This window comes from Paenibacillus sp. P4_E11, assembly GCF_056401635.1.
In genome coordinates, this window is sequence record NZ_JBFUIX010000007.1 from 1 (window position 1) to 17,608 (window position 17,608).

The 17,608-nt window shown below is 48.9% G+C and carries 11 protein-coding genes and 1 pseudogene; 5 read left to right on the forward strand and 7 right to left on the reverse strand.

Annotation, left to right across the window (positions count from 1 at the left end; all coding sequences use genetic code 11):
* Positions 1–556 precede the first annotated feature (556 nt).
* The 6 genes and pseudogenes from AC1DWB_RS04720 to AC1DWB_RS04745 all read right to left on the reverse strand — a co-directional run bounded on the left by AC1DWB_RS04720 (position 557) and on the right by AC1DWB_RS04745 (position 5,419).
* A complete protein-coding gene (locus AC1DWB_RS04720) occupies positions 557–1,045 on the reverse strand; it encodes a hypothetical protein (RefSeq protein WP_477539883.1) in 489 nt (162 codons plus the stop codon).
* Positions 1,046–1,063: 18 nt separating this feature from the next.
* Positions 1,064–1,873 (reverse strand): annotated as a pseudogene (locus AC1DWB_RS04725) (IS1595 family transposase); the annotation flags it as partial.
* A gap of 241 nt (positions 1,874–2,114) precedes the next feature.
* Positions 2,115–2,414: a hypothetical protein gene (locus AC1DWB_RS04730; protein WP_477539884.1), complete on the reverse strand. Its 300-nt coding sequence runs from the start codon at positions 2,412–2,414 to the stop codon at positions 2,115–2,117.
* 67 nt (positions 2,415–2,481) lie between these two features.
* Positions 2,482–2,781, reverse strand: coding sequence for a DUF3055 domain-containing protein (locus AC1DWB_RS04735; protein WP_477539885.1), 300 nt, complete (start codon positions 2,779–2,781; stop codon positions 2,482–2,484).
* A 70-nt stretch (positions 2,782–2,851) separates the two neighbouring features.
* Positions 2,852–3,748 (reverse strand): cation diffusion facilitator family transporter, encoded by an 897-nt coding sequence (locus tag AC1DWB_RS04740; protein WP_477539886.1) that lies wholly within the window; start codon positions 3,746–3,748, stop codon positions 2,852–2,854.
* A 195-nt stretch (positions 3,749–3,943) separates the two neighbouring features.
* Complete coding sequence (locus AC1DWB_RS04745; RefSeq protein WP_477539887.1) at positions 3,944–5,419, reverse strand: arylsulfatase; 1,476 nt, start codon at positions 5,417–5,419, stop codon at positions 3,944–3,946.
* 370 nt (positions 5,420–5,789) lie between these two features.
* Between AC1DWB_RS04745 and AC1DWB_RS04750 the strand changes: the two genes are divergently transcribed.
* Positions 5,790–10,556: an S-layer homology domain-containing protein gene (locus AC1DWB_RS04750; protein WP_477539888.1), complete on the forward strand. Its 4,767-nt coding sequence runs from the start codon at positions 5,790–5,792 to the stop codon at positions 10,554–10,556.
* 97 nt (positions 10,557–10,653) lie between these two features.
* Here AC1DWB_RS04750 and AC1DWB_RS04755 read toward each other — a convergent pair whose 3' ends face one another.
* Positions 10,654–12,984 (reverse strand): helix-turn-helix domain-containing protein, encoded by a 2,331-nt coding sequence (locus AC1DWB_RS04755; RefSeq protein ID WP_477539889.1) that lies wholly within the window; start codon positions 12,982–12,984, stop codon positions 10,654–10,656.
* A gap of 302 nt (positions 12,985–13,286) precedes the next feature.
* On the opposite strand from AC1DWB_RS04755, the gene AC1DWB_RS04760 reads away from it, so the two are divergent.
* The 4 genes from AC1DWB_RS04760 to AC1DWB_RS04775 all read left to right on the forward strand — a co-directional run bounded on the left by AC1DWB_RS04760 (position 13,287) and on the right by AC1DWB_RS04775 (position 17,605).
* The gene (locus AC1DWB_RS04760) at positions 13,287–14,243 is read left to right on the forward strand and encodes an ABC transporter permease (protein ID WP_477539890.1); all 957 of its coding nucleotides are present in this window, start codon (positions 13,287–13,289) and stop codon (positions 14,241–14,243) included.
* Between the two features lie 29 nt (positions 14,244–14,272).
* Positions 14,273–15,157, forward strand: a complete 885-nt coding sequence (locus AC1DWB_RS04765; protein ID WP_477539891.1) for a carbohydrate ABC transporter permease — start codon at positions 14,273–14,275, stop codon at positions 15,155–15,157.
* 61 nt (positions 15,158–15,218) lie between these two features.
* Positions 15,219–16,835 (forward strand): type 2 periplasmic-binding domain-containing protein, encoded by a 1,617-nt coding sequence (locus AC1DWB_RS04770; RefSeq protein ID WP_477539892.1) that lies wholly within the window; start codon positions 15,219–15,221, stop codon positions 16,833–16,835.
* Between the two features lie 140 nt (positions 16,836–16,975).
* Complete coding sequence (locus AC1DWB_RS04775) at positions 16,976–17,605, forward strand: Gfo/Idh/MocA family protein (RefSeq protein WP_477539893.1); 630 nt, start codon at positions 16,976–16,978, stop codon at positions 17,603–17,605.
* Positions 17,606–17,608 lie beyond the last annotated feature (3 nt).

Consider the following 17,608-nt stretch of genomic DNA (forward strand, 5'->3'; position numbering starts at 1 on the left):
GCGGATAGCTCCTTTCGGAATGAGAGGCTGTCGATTAACTGTTGATAGAAGCAAAAACGGCCGTTCCAAGTGAAAAAGGACCCCTTTAGCTCAAACATCTTGTTTGAACCTCCCTGATTGTATAAGAGATTTTGCGGTATGGAGGTTCAAGCCAAAACTCGCTGGGGTCCTCTTTTTCACTTTCCACTCCTCTTGTCCACAGTTAATCGACAGCCTCAAAAATCGGCTTGCAGTACGAAAAAGGCCAACAGCAGGGGCTGTAAGCCGAGATATCTCTTGTCCCACAATGAATCGACAGCCTCAAAATCCGCGCTAATCGCCCCTGCAGGCCCAGCCGGGACCGCTGTAACGCGGATTTTCCGCGTTGTTAGAGCGCGAATGTCGCGCTGATGGTCAAACAATAAACATAAAATCAAGGCTTTGTTAAATTCTAATGTTGATTTACGAGCACAAGAAAACCGCCTTGGTGAAACGGCGGTTTATTGGTTATCTAACTGCTTAATTTCAATTCAGTTCATAAAAAATGAATTGTATCAGCATTCTTTTTAATGTGTAATCAATTCGTAGTTGGGACTATATTTCTAACCAAGGTCTGCAAATTATCTCTGTAACCTATAAAATAATTTAATCCATCTTCGGTTGTAACATATGCTTGATATTCCCACTGATCATCTAATGGAAAAATAATTGAGGTGATTTTAAATTCTTTTCTACCTTCAGCAGTATTAGCTTTAATTGTTTCTGGTCTGTTTAATACAAACTCAACTGAGAAATTTTTAATTGTTTCAAACTCCTCAATTGATATGGGGGGATCGATACCATAAATATCTGGGAATTCCATATCAATTAATTCTAATATACTGTTATACATCTCGGTATTTTTAATGACTTCGATTTTATTTCCAGACTCGTATAAATTCATTTTGGATGCTTTATTTAAGAGTGACTCATTGCCGTGTTTTGAGTTATACAAAACTAAGATAAAACAAATAACTATCAGTGAAATTATAATTGAAATTGATATCCATTTCGTTTTAGGTTTCAAAAGTACACCCTCCCACGCTCAACAAGAATAAGCAGAAATCCGAAGCTTGGTATTCGTGTCGGTCACAGTAAAAAGGCACGATTTGACCAACATATTTTTCTTATTCGATGAGGTATTCTCATATTCCTTGCTGTCAATATAACGAAACCAAGCTAAATAATGTTGCAAATATTTGGTTGCAACACCATTGAAAGCGGTCCATCCATTTCTTCAAGCGGCTGTGATAGCTGTTTACGTTTTGGATATGGTACACGCCTTTAACACGTTGTTTTCCGTCTTCCGAATACGCCCACGTCCAAAAACGCCAGAGTAAGTCATTTTCTGACGGTCACGGGCAACGAGTACACACACTTGGTCGTTGCTTATGCAACGATATTTGGCTTTTCCGCCACGTTTACGTGGCTTACGTTCGGCGATGTTACGCTTGCCCTTTTCCGAGTACAGAAAGTAGGTCTCGTCCATTTCTACGATACCTTGGAATGCTTCGGTTGGGATCTGTTTCAGGGCGGAAAGAATCTTATGTCGCCAGTAAAATAAGGTGACGTGAGTGACTTCACCGTTTAATTGCTCTGCACATTTTCTCAGAGAATAGCCCTCAATCATGCATTCAATAAAACGAACCCATATATGAGGTCTCCTCGTTCGTTGCAGAGGGGTGTTTGTAAGGTCATTGAAGGTTTGGCGACAGGACTTACAACGGTAACGCTGACGTTTAGCCTATCCAGCACGTGTTTTTACAGCGTACTTCCCAAAACGCACGACAGAATGGGTTTTGCAATGCGGACAAACAAGCCCATCTTTGTGCTTCTGATCTTGGATTTCATCAATTGCTCGAACTTGAACCGCCACACCCTTGGTTCGTGACTGCAAAAATAGATAAGCTCTCGCTTACCGCTATCGTCTAACGTATCAGCAAGCTTCAATCATCTCCGAACAGTGATATCACCCTCACCATAGAACATTTGTTCGATATTATCAAATATCAACATTAAGATTTAACATAGCCAAAATCAAAAAAAACGCCCCTGCTCATTAGAAAAATGAACAGGGGCGTTTTTTCGTGCTCGTACTACTCTTGTTGTTCGTCGTGTGTATCGTGCTCACCCGGATAACCGCCGCGGTCGAGCCCTTGATGCAGTTCCCGATTTTCGTAAGTGAACGTGTTGGGCGGGCGCTGGTCTTTGCGCCATGGCGTGCTTTTGCCAAGCGTCTGAGGCAGGATGTTCGATCCATAAGGCCCCTCGGGAAATTCCTCCGCCGTTAAGTCATTCCGCTGGGATTCGACTGTGGCGAGATCCGTGTATCGATCCCGATCCTCCTGAAGAAAACCTTCCTCGTTATACTCTTCCGGCTGTTGCTGCTTGGACATGTGGAGATCACCTCTTTGTCCAGTGTTCCACAGCGAGTGCCTGAATATGTACGGCTCCTCGTTAATGTCAAATATCCGTGAAATGCACCATACCCACGATCTCGATCAGGAATGTGCGCAGCTCCTCGGCTTGCTCCTCTTCCAGCTTGTACACATGTTCCAAGTATCCCGGTTCCTCGAGATCGTCCGGTCCGATAATGGCCGTGCGTCCGGATTGAATGTCGGTGACCAGCTTTTTACCAAAAAAACGATTCGTGGATGTGATGGCCAGATCGAACCGTTGCAGCGTCTCCCCTACAAAACAAACAAATCGTGTAATCGTATCTTCTGAATGATCGTACAAAAAGTCAAATTCACTAGCCGACATATAGGAGTCCCCCTCGAAAAGTTACTTCGTCATTATACAGGATACGCAACTGATCGGCAAAATGAGAACCCTAATTGGAGTCTGGGTACCATGGATTAATATGAATGAGTACTTCATCGACTTGAGTGTCCGCATCCATAATGACCTTTTTGATTTTCCGGCTGACGTCGTGACCTTGCTGGATGCTGTACTCCCCAGGAATACTGACCCTGGCATCGACCAGAATGTAATGTCCGTGTTCGCGTGCACGCAGCCGATCGATCCGCTTCACATCAGGAACCGTGCTGACGAGAGAAGCGTATTGCTCAATTTGCTCGAGGTTTACAGCTTTCTCCATCAAGATATCGATAGAATCACGCCCCATGTGGAAGGCTAGCTTCAGAACCAATAGAGAGACGATAATCCCGGACGCCGGATCCCCATAGGCCAAGTAGGCGTAGCCGTACATTTCCCCGATCAGGGCAAGACCGATCCCGATGACCGCAGCGAGCGATGCATACACATCGGCTAGGTGGTCGTAGGCGGTAGCTAGCAAGCTTTTACTATTGGCCGATTTCCCTGCCTTGAGCGTGTAAACGTAGAGCACTTGCTTCCATATAAGCGAGATGAATGCCGCGATCAGCGCGATAATGTGCGCCTCCGGTGCCGGTCCAAGCAAAGCTACAACCGAGTTGTATCCGATCCAGATCGCGGCAAGCGCGAGGATAACAGCTACAATGCCAGCCCCAACGACTTCGGCTTTGCCGTGTCCGTATGGGTGATCCTCATCCGCAGGCTGATTGGAAATGCGCATGGCGCCGAACGCGGTTGCTGAAGCAATTACGTCTCCAGCGTTGTGAACGCCGTCTGCGATCAGCACCTGGCTCTTGAATACCAGACCGACGACAATCTTTATTACGGTTAGCAGGATATTGCTCACCAGACTGATCCATATAGCTAGCCACGATTGCTTGTTATCTGTGTGCACAAATGATTCCCCCCGCCACGTTTATTTCCCTAAGGAAACAAAAAGCCCTCAACCTTCCCGGTTGAGGACTACGTCAATTTTAAAGTATTCAGTTCATTGTATTGCTGCGCTAAAATCATATGAATTCCGCCATTCTGTTCAAAATCATCAATTTATAGTACCACAAGGGGAATTGTTTTGCAATTAACAGAATGCCTACTTGTTAAAGATGGAGGACGGATGTTCCCCGACCCGTTCCGTATACTTCGGTGAAACCAGATACGGCTTTCCAGACTGGCACACCAACTGATCGCCATCCGTCAGTCCCGCATTCCGTCGCTGCAGCAGTGCAATCATACGTGCACGCCATTTGAGCAGCTCCGGGAGCGCTTGCGTGTCTTCAGCCAAATTTACATTCTCGGAACGATCTTTTGTAAGATCGAACAACTGCTCGCAGCCGAGGCGTGGCAGCCACACATACTTCATTTTGCCATCCGTCAAGTACTGCATTTCCTGATCTACAGAATAGCAGGTGCTGTGCTCCCCATGTATGTAGTCCCTCCATTGAACGGTTTCTCCGCGAAGTAAGTCAAGTAAGCTTCGTCCATCTACCGTTGTTGGAACTGCACATAAGCTAGCATCCAACAGGGTTGGCATAATATCCTGCAGCGTGACCGGTTGATCGACTATGGGTACGGTTTTCCCCATGCTTTTCGGCAGTCGAACGATGAGCGGAATATGAGCGGAACCTTCATAGGCGTACGTTTTACGCCACAAGTTGTGATCTCCTAACATATCACCATGGTCGGAGGTGAACACAATGATCGTGTTATTCATTAGTCCGCTTTGCTGCATGTACATGAGCAGTCGTCCTATTTGATGGTCAATATGATGAATCGAGCCGTAATAGCCCGCCTTCGCCCGCATCGTCTCTTCAGGGCTTCGCTTGCCCCTCCAGGCAACAGGCGACATTGCATCCTCGCGAACATCGTTCATAGAAGCCCAATTCCCTACATACGGTTCAGGCAAAGCTTTATTCTGATACAAGTCAAAATAAAACGACGGAGCATCGTAAGGGGAATGCGGGCGCGCGAATGACGTCATCAGGAAAAAAGGAGCACTCGGGTCACGCTGCTGCAAAAACTGGATCGATTGATTAACCGTCCAATTGGTCGGATGCAGAAACTCCGGTGCGTGATACGGCCTGGCCATCCATGAGTTCCAATCGATGCCATGGTCGGTAATGCCATAGTCCCCCGTCTTATGCAAGTCAAACCACCTTTTATAGTCGGAAACAAATCCTGGGTCCTGGGCTCGCCCCGATTCATCTAGAACCGTATGATGAAACCCGTTAAGAGACCGTTGCGGGTAAAAGTGCATTTTTCCAATCCCCTGGGTATGGTATCCAGCCTTGGCCAGTTCACCGGGAAGAGTATGCGGAAAGTTGGTCCCCATCGGCCCTTGTCCCCCGCCCATACCGAGAATTCCCGCATTCCAAGGATCCAGTCCGCTAAGCAGCGCGGCTCTTGCCGGAACGCAAGAAGGACTAGGTGTATAGGCATTGGTGAACAAAGTACCCTGGGAAGCCAACCAATCCAGATTTACCGTTTCAATAGCCTGATTACCGGAACACCCCAGCGTATCCCAACGCTGTTGATCCGTCATGATAAGCAAAATGTTAGGTTTATTCATCGAATGTTCTCTCCTTTATTATCTTGGTGTCGCATGATACCGTCAAGCCTTTGATAGAAATCCTATACTGCCTATGAATGTAAATCAATAGACTTTTCCTTATAGAAGCTTATATTTATATATTCGTGAAATTTTGTTAGCCTCCCGGAAGCGGAGAATGCAAAGGCTTATATGATGATGAATCTTTTGTATAGGAGTCGGGAGCGCCTCATTATATGGTGGATATAGAGGAGAAGATGGCTGTTTCCATGTGTCTCTTGCTTGGTATGAGAAGAGGAGGCTGATCGGTACGCGACGGGAATAAAGGTGAGAATCGAGATGGGCAAGGGAAGGACGAAGAAGCGAAACGAAGGGAGAGAGGACAAGCATCATGAAGCAATCATTCATTCGCCTGGTTAGCATTCTATTAATCTATGCATTATTCACTAGCAGTCTTGGTATAATCACCGGAGGGACCGGGATCTTAACGGCTAACGCAGCAGGCAGAGACGTATCGGTCACATCCTCCACCTACAATAAAGTCGTACATATTACGTGGGACGGCTTCTACAGCGAGTTGTACGATTTGGCCAAAAAGAATGGGAAAGCGACGCCGCACCTGGACGCGCTCGTAGCCAATGGAATGCGGTTTATGAATCATAAAACGACCGTTCCTTCGGTGGAAGCCGCGCACTATTCAGCGACGACGGGTGCCTATCCGAAAACGACGGGCAATACATACAAATATTTGAATGGCAATACAGTAACCGGGACAGGCAGTACAACCAATAACGCGCAAACGATAACAAGCGCGATGGCAAACACGCGGAACGTGCTGGTTGTCGGGGAACCCCCGCTAAGAACAGGGGTGACAAGCCCTTACACCTATAATGCTGCAACCAAGTTTGCTGACGGCGTTTCCGCTAGTGTCAATAGCGCCGTCTATCAAATTACGACTTACGGTCAACCGGATTATTTGAATATATATTCGAACGACATCTATAATGTCGGCCGATCGGGGACGGTTACGAAGGAAGGACTTCTGAATGATCAACTTGATGCTCTAGTCGCTCTGGACGGTCAGCTGGGAATTCTCAAGTCGACGATCGATCAAAAAGGCGATCCGCAGAAGACGACGTACATGATATCCTCGCATAGCGGTTCTGTCCTGACGGAGTCGGCAGCATCGAAGAAAACAGCCGATCTGGTTACGGTCATGACCAACAGTAATTTTAAAGTAAAAGCAACGAGCTCGGGGGTCGTTACCGCCGATATCGACTTAGTAGTCGTAAACAACTTCGAAGCCAAGTATTTGCAAATCATATTCAATAAAGCGATCACCTCAGATCAAGTGGATGCACTTATTCAAACGATCAAGTCGCAACCGTATGTGAAGGATGTGCTTACTCGTCAACAGCTTGATCCGATGGGAGTTCATCCGAAGTTCGCCGATCTGCTCGTGCTGCCGAAGGACGGATTCGACTTCACTCCTACATCCGTCGTGAATGTAGCCCGACCCGATGCGTTCGATTCTACTGCCATGAACGTATTCGGTGTCATCTCCGGTAATTTGATCTCACAGAAAGGGATCGTGCGGGCCCAGACTAGCATCATTGACATCGCACCGACTATTTCAGCGATTATGGGCACACCAGTACCCGTTAATGCAGAAGGAAGAAGTTTGCTTAACCTTCAGGCAGAGCCTCCTATTGACAACTATGTGCTCTACATTAACATGGACGGCTTCGCCTACAAATGGTACGAATTGGCCAACCGCGCACCGTACGGAGGGACGCCTAACTTTAACGCATTGATCCAGGATGGAGTTTTGTTTACAAATGCAAGTACAGGCATTCCTTCGATCACAAATCCGATGCAGCAAGCCATCGTCTCTGGGGCATGGCCGATCGACACGGGTAACGATTACCGGCATTACGATAATGACGCGAACATCGTCGTCCAGTATGATCGAGATAACGCTTTGGAAAACGTCGCCGAGGCCGTGTTTAAACGCAATATCAAATTGGCGGCGGTCAATGCTTTCTTCTTCGAGAACAGGGGAGCCGTTGCAGGTGAGGAAGCGCATCCGTACATCTCCGCTGGTTCTGCGCAGGAAAGGGCGGACGCGCTGATCAAAGTGATCAAAGGGGAGCCAGTCAAATCGGGAAACAAGATGATCACGTTTGCTGATGTGCCGAACTTCCTGTCCTTGTATTTCGACTCCATGGATGGGGCCGGACATAACACTCACGATCCCATACAGGGAAATCTCCAAGATTATTTGGATACTATGGCGAAGACCCTTATCGAAGTAGATGAACAGATAGGGAGAGTTGTGGATACTTTAAAGGCTCGGGGCATTTATGACAAAACGACGATAGCGCTGACAACTGACCACGGTATGGTGAGATTCGGGGCGGATACGAATGAATTCCAGCAGCCATACTTGCCTGGAACATTAACAAGCCTGCCTGATCTGGAACAGACGATCGCTGCTGTCGGACAGAAGTTCCGCGGGAAAGACTATAAGGTGGAAACTGTCTACGCAGAGGGAACATCTGCCAAGCCGGATACAGAGGTTGTAATTACAACTGTTGGGTTACAGGCACAAATTAAATTCCGCAAGCCGGTGGAGAGTGCGGTGCTCGATGAGATTGTCGCACGCGTGAAGGAAAAAGAATATTATGGTGCGCACATGTACAAAGAAGACATCGTTAAGCGCGGAACGGCGGCACATTTTGCCGACCTCTTGATTTCACCGCAACAACCGTACCACTTCAAAACGGGCGACCCGACGAAGCTAAGGCCCATCACAGGCCAGCACGATTCGCTTGAAGATGATGCGCAGCACGTATTCGCGTTGCTGGCAGGTGCCAATGTCAAGAAAGGAATCGTGTACAATAAGAAAATGTACAATATTGACTTGGGACCTACGATGGCAAGGCTGCTGGGGATTGAAGGACCAGCAAGCGCGACTGGCATCGTGCTGGACGAAGTGCTTGACGAGGCGTATCGCGGACCAATTCTCGCGCTGTCAACACCGTCCTCCAATGATGTGTACGTCAATACAAGCAGCTTTACGGTGAGCGGTCAGACGGCTCCGCAAGCGACGGTCAAAATCAATGATAAAGCAGTAGGCGTTGCCGATGCCCAAGGCGCCTTCTCCGTCGCGCACACGCTGGTGCCGGGGATTAACCGGCTGATCGTGGAAACCGTTGCAGCAGATAATGCTCGCGAAACGCGTCAAGTTGTATACGTTACTTACACGGTGCCGAGGGAACAATTATTGCAAAAGTTGTCGGAAGGAAAAGCGCTGTACGAAGCTGCGGTAGAAGGTCCTGATACAGGCCACTACAAGCCAGGCTCCAAGGCGGTATTCAAGGAGTCCTTAACGGAAGCTGTCATTTTATCAGAAAATATCGATGCGACACAAACACTGATCGCCAACGGGCTGACTAAGTTAGCTGTGGCTGTCGTGACTTTCCATGAAGCGGAAAGATTGCCGACGTCGAACTATCATATTTATGGTGAAATTGCATTGAACGGCAAGGGGAAGCTGGGAACGACCGTTTCCATTTACAATGCCCTTACGAACACGACGTATCAAGCTTCCTATGGGGAGCCCCAAGCGAATACGGCCAACGGCAAATATTATGTAGGTGATTCCGTGGACATTTACGGCAACGTAACAGCCGATCGAGTTCAATACTACTTCGATATGCCGAAGGGTGAATATACGTTGACTTATACATTCGGTGGAACTACATTGACCAGATCGGTATCCACCGTCTCGACAACAAGGGGAGAACTGCCATGGGGCGGTTACTTGATGCAAAATATATCGGAAACGTCTGCAACAACAGGCTCATCGAACTCATCAGGCAGCTCGGATTCGGGTGGTTATTACACCGGCGGACCAAGTACGTCAGGCACTAATGGATCTACTGGTTCTACGGGATCGACGAGCACGGGTCAACCGGTCCATGTGACGTTAGATGAGAAGAAGTTGGATGAACTATTGAATCAGTTGAAGAATAGCGGTGATAATCGGATCATGCTCCCGATCGCGGGCAGCGAAGCTGGTACTACGCTGGAGATATCCGGGGGTTCATTGTCCAAGGTTGCAGCAGCCCCAGAAGCGATTCTTACTGTTCAAACAGAACTGGCGACGTATCATCTTCCCGTCCGACTGCTTCAACTGTCCGAATGGGCGCAAAAGCTTGGCACGAGCGTCGATCAATTGAAAGTGACGATCAAGGTGGAGAAGGCGTCGGATGAGCTGGCCCAACAAATGGCAGTGGAAGCAAGAGCAACGGGGACTGCACCTCTGAGCGAGGCGATAGAGTTCAGCATAACCGTAGAAGTGGCTGGAGGGAGTACGGTCGAAATCAACAGCTTCGGTGGCACCTACGTCACAAGAACGGTCATCATACCCGGCTACATCGATCCATTTCGGGCAACAGCGGTTTGGTATGATCCAGCGACAGGTGAGCTTACTTTCGTTCCGGCTGTATTTTCCCAGGCCAATGGAAAAACAGAGGCCGCAATCAAGCGCAGCGGTAACAGTGCCTATATGATCATTTCAGGGCAAAAGTCGTTCGACGACTTGGCGAATCATTGGGCTAAGTCCGATATTGAGCTGCTTGCCTCCAAGCAGTTGGCGAAGGGCGTAAGCGAACGCAGCTTCGCTCCTGACAGCGACATTACTCGCGCGCAGTTCACGGCGTTGCTCGTTCGTGCGCTTGGGTTGGGCGAAGTTAAGGGCGGCTCCGCCTTCGTCGACGTATCCCAGTCCGACTGGCATGCCGGTTACGTGGGCGCGGCTGTGAAAGCGGGCATCGTCTCAGGAATGGAGGACGGATCATTCCGGCCGGATGACGCCATTACCCGCGAACAGATGGCCGTGATGATTGCACGGGCGCTGAAGGCGGCAGGCGCATCCGCGTCCATAACGGTTCTTCCCGAGCTGCTGGCGTCCAAATTCTCCGATCAAGCGCAGATCAGCGCATGGGCGAAAGAATCGGTGACGGCGTCCGTACAAGCAGGCATCGTAATTGGAATGGACGACAAGACGTTCGGGCCATCCGCGAACGCGAGCCGGGCACAAGCCGCAACGATGCTGAAACGGTTCCTGCAATACGCGCAATTTATGAACTAGACCAAGAGATGAATTAATGATTGCAAGGCGGAATAGACCGGTGTTGCCATAAGCGCAACCCGGTCTATTTCCTTGTCTCTGGTATGACTGCAGAGTGCTATAGTTTCTTGTCGAAACCCAACTGATAGTGATGCTTATAATTTTTCGGCGTAATCCCGTAATTCTCTTTGAATTTCTTGATGAAATAGGCTGAGCTGTTAAAGCCGACTTGCTCGGCGATCTGTTCGACATTAAGGGTCGTCGATACAATAAGCTCACTCGCACGCTCGATACGCTGCTTCGTCACGAAATCGGTGAAGTTGACCCCGACCTCGTCCTTAAACACCCGGCTCAAATAACGCGGGCTGAGTGATACTTGATCGGCCAGCGTGTCGAGTGACAGCGGGGCGGCGATGTTGGAGAGAATGTAGTTCTTGACCAGTCCGATAACGTCATTGGTACGGTTGCTGCTGCGCTGCTCCACATGATGGATGGTCGCATCCACGGCAATCAGCAGCCAACGCTCAAACTCCGCGATGTTGCGAATCCGGGCTAACTGCTCGAGCATCTCGGGGCCTACAATGTCGTCCGTGCGGAAATGGATATCCTTGATATACGTACGGATCATCGAGATGATCTCTTGCAATCTGTCGTGACAGTGATCGGCGGAGTAGTTACCGTTTTGCAGCAGCCCCACGAAAGCGCCGATCTCCTCCCGGATGATTTCGCGTTTGTTGGTACGCAGGGTGGCGGCGAACCGATTCAGCAGTTCCTCGGGAATTTGCTCGCGGCTATACTCCCGCTGCAGTAGCTTGTCGCCGTAATAGACGCCTTCCTCGGGTAAATAGTATTGATACTTAAGCAGCCTCCGCGTTTCCTCAAACGACTTATGCAGGTCGGATGGTGTCTCTACACATCTGCCGATTGCCGCAGCCGTATGGATCATAAAGCTTGAATACGCATAGGAAGCGATGTCGTGAACGAGCTGGACGACGGCGTCCATATCGTGTTCTTTGCTGCCCACAATCATATAAATCTCCTGATCGGACTGTTCGGTAGCGAGGAGCAACCAGGTTGAGCAGCTCTTCTTCTCGATGTAGTCAATCAAGTTATACTTGACGAATTGACTTTTCTCCATGGGCAAATGGCCCATCTGTTCGGCGTCCAATCGGAAGGTGACGGCATAATTGGCGTTGCCTGTCCAGGAGATGTTCAGCATATGCAGCCGGGCGTTCAATTCTTCCAGGCTGCGAATCGAGGATGTGAGCAAGCCGAGCACGACATTATGCTTAATGACCGGCATATTGGTCTTCAATGTCTGCTCCAGCTCGCTTACTTTAACCGACAGGTTGTTCATCACTTGATCGATAAATTTGAATTCGTTCTCGTTGTGGAACTGATTCGTACCGAACAATTGCCTTGCGTTATGGATGATCCTCTTCAGCGGGTTATACATATTCATCGTAAATATGTTTGAGACGATCACACCGATTACGATGGCGACGATGCACATCAGGATGAGCATATTACGGATTAGCGTCGTGCTTTTATAAAATTCGTCCACCGGCGTCATGCTGATCAGCTTCCAGCCCACGCTAGGGAGTGTTACATAGGAGATCATCGTTTTGACGTCGTCAACCTTCTCGACAAAACCGTCTGTTGTTTGGTTCGCGCCCAACATCTCGGCGATATAAGGGCGACCGATAAGCGGCTCATGCAGAGCTGCTTTGTTGCTGTTCGACAGCACCTTGCCGTCCTGGTTCAGGAGAAGCAGCTGGCTCGAATCACTCGATTGGATGATGTCGTACAGTACACTTTCCTTGATATGGATGGCTATATACCCTTTGATATTGGCTGCATTGGGTGTGTACGGGTAGGGTCTCACGAATGTCAGCAGATCGGATGTGTGCGTATCTGACGATAGATGGGGCTGCACTTTCCGCGTCTCAATCCACTGCGTGCCCGAAGATGTCTGGATCCGGTCCATCCAATCCAGATTGAGCCGAGACTCTTGCTCTTGACCCAAGTATGTAATGCCTGTATCGGAAGTAATCAAGATGTTGTTGGTTTTGTAGTAGACGCCTACCGAGGCAACGACAGCGGCATTGGCGGCTGTTAACGCTTTCAATTGCTGATGGATGGCGTTGACCATACTATGGTTGCCCTCTAAGGTGTTGTCGAACAAAAACATGGCCGGGCTTGTGTTTTGCGCGTCTCCTGTGACGAGTGTGAGGTAGTTGCGTTCCACGATGTTGATAATATCGTCTTCGATCGACTGGCTGAGATGAGTCAAGATGCGGTTATTGACCTTCTCGACCTGCTCATTGAAGTTGGTGGAGAAGTAATAGTAGGAAGTACCTCCAACAATGGCAAGCGTGATCAGAATCAAGATGATATAGGAAAGAATCAGTCTGAAGAAAACTGTCCTCAACCTTCCGAATATTTTCATTCCAACCCGATCCCCTTTTGTTTTTGTCGCTTGCTGCATAAGGCGTAAGCGCCATCAAATTAAGCTTATTATACCATGCTGCCCTTTGCGGTTGGATAAAGTTTGTGTAAACCAAGTAGGGAAATGGCTAGGAAAAGGCTATTTCTTCGATAATTGATACGATCATGAATATTTGATATTCCGCTAAAAAATGCTTGTTGTAACCTGTTTATATGATGATGAATCTTTAGTATTTATCATTGCCGCTCATTCTTATATGGTGAATAACGAGAAAGCAAACAGCGACAGAAAGGAGACGCTCCATGAACCAATCGGCCATTCAACAGCGAAAGATCGCGCCGAATCCCCGCAGAAGCAACAAGCTGTTCCATTCGTACCTGAAAAACAAATATTTGGTGCTGCTATTCGTTCCGGCCGTGCTGTACTACATTGTCTTTCATTATGTACCGATATACGGCATTCTGATCGCATTTAAGGAGTACAAGTTCAGCCTGGGCATTTGGGGCAGCAAGTGGGTCGGATTTCAACATTTCAAGGATTTGTTCGCGCTCGGAAGCTTCTGGGAAGTATTCCGCAATACGATCTTAATCAGCACGTACAAGCTCGTGTTTGGCTTTCCGGCCCCCATTATTTTAGCGTTGCTGTTAAATGAAGTGCGGCTCCATTTCTTCAAAAGACTTGTGCAGACGATCAGCTATCTGCCTCACTTCCTGTCGTGGGTCGTCATCTCTGGGCTGTTCGTCCAGTTCCTGTCGCCTTCGATCGGGCCGATCAACATTATGTTGCAGTCGATCGGTATCACGCCCATCTACTTCTTAGCGGATGTGGATTGGTTTCGTTCGGTTCTAGTAGCAACCGATATTTGGAAAGATATTGGTTGGGGAACCATCGTCTATTTGGCGGCACTGTCTTCCATCAATCCGGAGCTGTACGAAGCGTCCACCGTGGATGGAGCGAATCGGTTCCAGAACATCTTCTACATTACGTTGCCTTCGATGGCGCCGATCATTACGATCATGTTGATCTTTGCCATCGGGAGATTGGTCAATGACGATTTCGACCAAGTATTCAATATGTACAATCCTGCGGTGTACAGTGTAGGCGATGTGCTTAGCACGTACACGTACCGCAAAGGGCTTGTCGGGATGGAATACAGCTTCGCAACAGCAGTAGGGCTGTTCAAGAACATCATCGCCTTCACGCTCATCTTCATTGCCAACGCCATTGCCAAACGAATCAACGATTACGGGCTATGGTAAGATTGAACTTTCGTAAAGGTGGATGGCCTATGCCTTCTCGCATAAAAACTTCTTTGTCAAGCAAGCTGTTTGATACATTCAACTACACGCTAATGATCCTGTTGTGCATGTCGACCATATATCCGTTCCTATTCTTGCTGTCGCTTTCGTTCAGCCCGGGGGACATTTCTTTCTCGCAAATCCATATCATTCCCCCGAAATTCACGTTAGCGAACTATGGAAAAGTGTTGACCAACGAATTTATCGCGTCCGGCTTTGCGAATACGATCGTTAGGACGGTCATTGGTACGATTATTACCGTTCTGGCTACTGTATTCACCGCTTATCCACTGTCCAAGAGACATTTTCCGAATCGCGGATTTTGGACAGGATTTATCGTGTTCACGATGTTTTTCTCCGGGGGAATTATTCCAAGCTATTTATTAATCAAAAATCTTGGGATGATGAACTCCTTATGGGCGCTTATTATCCCCGGGTTGGTTCATACGTTCCAGATGATCATCGCCCGAAATTTTTTTATGTCCTTGCCGGAAAGCTTGGAAGAGTCGGCGAAGATTGACGGAGCCAACGAACTTCGCATCCTGTTCAGTATCGTTATTCCGTTGTCTATGCCGATCATCGCCACACTTAGCTTATGGACGGCCGTGCATCATTGGAACGCCTGGTTCGACAGCATGATCTACATCTCCGATTCGCACAAGCATGTGCTCCAAGTCGTTCTGCGCAGAATTGTACTGGAGGGGACGAAGGATATGATGGATCTCAACGCGTTCGATGACAAAGATATGGTGGCGAATCCGGAAACGATCAAGGCAACTACGGTCATGGTGGCGACGATCCCGATTATGCTAGTGTATCCTTTTGTTCAGAAGCATTTTGTCAAGGGCATTATGGTTGGCTCGTTAAAAGGTTAATCAAGGATGAATCCTTCATCTTGATTATAAATGAACAATTCGAACATGGAGGTCGATGGTTGTGATTCAACGTTCAAGAAAACCGCTGGCAGTCATGCTGCTCGCAAGCATGATGACGACGCTGGTGCTGGCAGGCTGCACGAAACAGGCGAACGAGGGAGCTTCCCAAGGGGAGAACGGCGGGGCTTCAAACAGTTCTGCAGCGGCTGCGGACAAAAATGCGCCGGATCCGAACAAGAGGTATAAAATCTCTGTAGCGCTATCGGCTGTCGTGCCTGTGGATAAGGACGGGGAAATGCTGAAATATTGGGGCGACAAACTGAATACGGATTACGATGTATGGAACATCGAGTCGAGCAAGTGGGATGAAATCCTGAACCTCAAGTTTGCATCCGGCGAAATTCCTGATGAAATGTTCATCAAAGGCTTCACGGGGCTGCAAAAATATACGAAGCAGGATCTGCTTGCGGAAATTCCGGTAGACATGATCAAAAAGTATGCGCCCTATCTGTATAACGAGATGATCGAAAAAGTCGTTCCAGGCGCTTTGAAATACGGGAAGATCGATGGCAAGCAGTATGCTATTCCAATACCGGTAGGCGTTCGTTACCGGAAGCCGATCGTATGGCGGGGGGATTGGCTCTCCAACGTGGGCATCAAAAAAACGCCCGAGACGCTGGAGGAATTCGAACAGGCGATGTACAAATTCGCGAACGAAGATCCGGACCAGAACGGGAAAAAGGATACGTTCGGGTTATCTCAGACCGGAATGGAGGCGGTATACGGAGCGTTCGGCTATCTTCCGGAGAAATGGCAGGAACGTGACGGCAAGCTCGTATACAGCTCGGTCCAACCTGAGATCAAGCAAGCGCTCACCTTGCTGAACAAGTGGTATAAAGACAAAGTGCTCGATCCGGAATTCTTAACCGGCGAAAATCAGGGCGGTTATGCGGCCTTCTCTCATTCCTTCTTCAACAACCGGATTGGGTTCACGAGCATCGGCGACTATTACCACTGGAAGCCAGTCCTGTACAAGGGAGATTCCAAATCGGAGAACTTCCTTGAGCTGCAAAAAATTAATGCAAAAGCTGCTGAAACGTTGACATACGGTAAGCCGCCGAAAGGGCCGAACGAAAAAATGGGCGTAACCGGCAGTAGCGAGGTTAACGGCACCTTTATCGGTTTCGGCAAGCAATTGGAGAAGGAACCGGATAAGATGGCCAAGGCCCTCGAAAATTTGGACAAAATGAATCGAACATACGAGGATTACTTGACGAGCATATTCGGTATCAAAGGGAAGACTTGGGAATTCAACGAAAACGGTTTTCCGGGTTTCATTAATGGAGCCGATGCCAAGACGCTGACCAAGACAGGCGTGATGCTTAATCCTTTCGAGCCGAAGGATTATACGATCAAGCGGGCGCAGCCTCGATTCGATTGGGCGGATAAAAACTTCTTCAAAGAAGGCGGCATCAGCAACGCCTTGCTTGCTCCGCTCGCTTCCGACGGCAAGTATAAAGAGGAATTGATGAAGATCGAGAAGGATGCCTTCATCAGCATCATTACAGGTGATAAGCCGATTGCCTACTTCGACGAGTTCGTGGCGAAGTGGAAAAAAGCAGGCGGTGAGCAGTTAGAAAAAGAAGCGAATGAATGGTATTCAAGCATTAAGAAATAAGTGTACTACTGCGGAGCAGCCTCAGATTGCCGGAACAGCGGGCTTATTCATGCCGCCTCTCCGGCAGTCGCGAAGGCTGCTTCTTCCTATAAAACCAACGAAGCTGCGTTTCAATGGAACGCATAAGGAGGAATAGATTCGTGATCCAGATAGGTTTGGTCGGGGCCGGTACGATGGGGAACACCCACAACCGGGCTTACCGGCAAATGGACGGTGCACGCATCGCCGCAGTTTGCGATATCGACGCGGCTAAAGCGGATCGCATCGCTCAAGGCTGGGACGCGCCTGTATTCACATCGCTGCAAGAAGTCGCAGATATCATGCGGTGGATGCTGCAGAGCGAAGTACGCGAAGTGTACGCCGAGATCGATACGCTGCTGCACGACATTCCGGTTGAAGACTGCGGCTTGCTGTCGATGAAGTTCGACAACGGCGTTATCGCCACGCTCGATACGAGCTGGTCGCGGCCGTCCACCTTCTCGACATGGGGAGATGTGACGATGCGCATCGTAGGCTTGAAGGGAGTCATCCATTTGGACGCCTTTGCCCAGGCTGGCAGTCTATGGGAGAGTAGCGGCTCCACGACCCATAAAGTAGTCGGCTGGGGGGACAGCTCCAACGGCGCGCTGGTTGGCGAGTTCGTCGACAGCATCCGGACAGGCCGCGAGCCGTCCATTACGGGCGTTGACGGGCTGCGTGCGGCAGAGGTCGCTTGGGCTGCGTATGAATCGGCCAAGATCGGCAAGCCCATGCCGATGAAACATTACTGAACT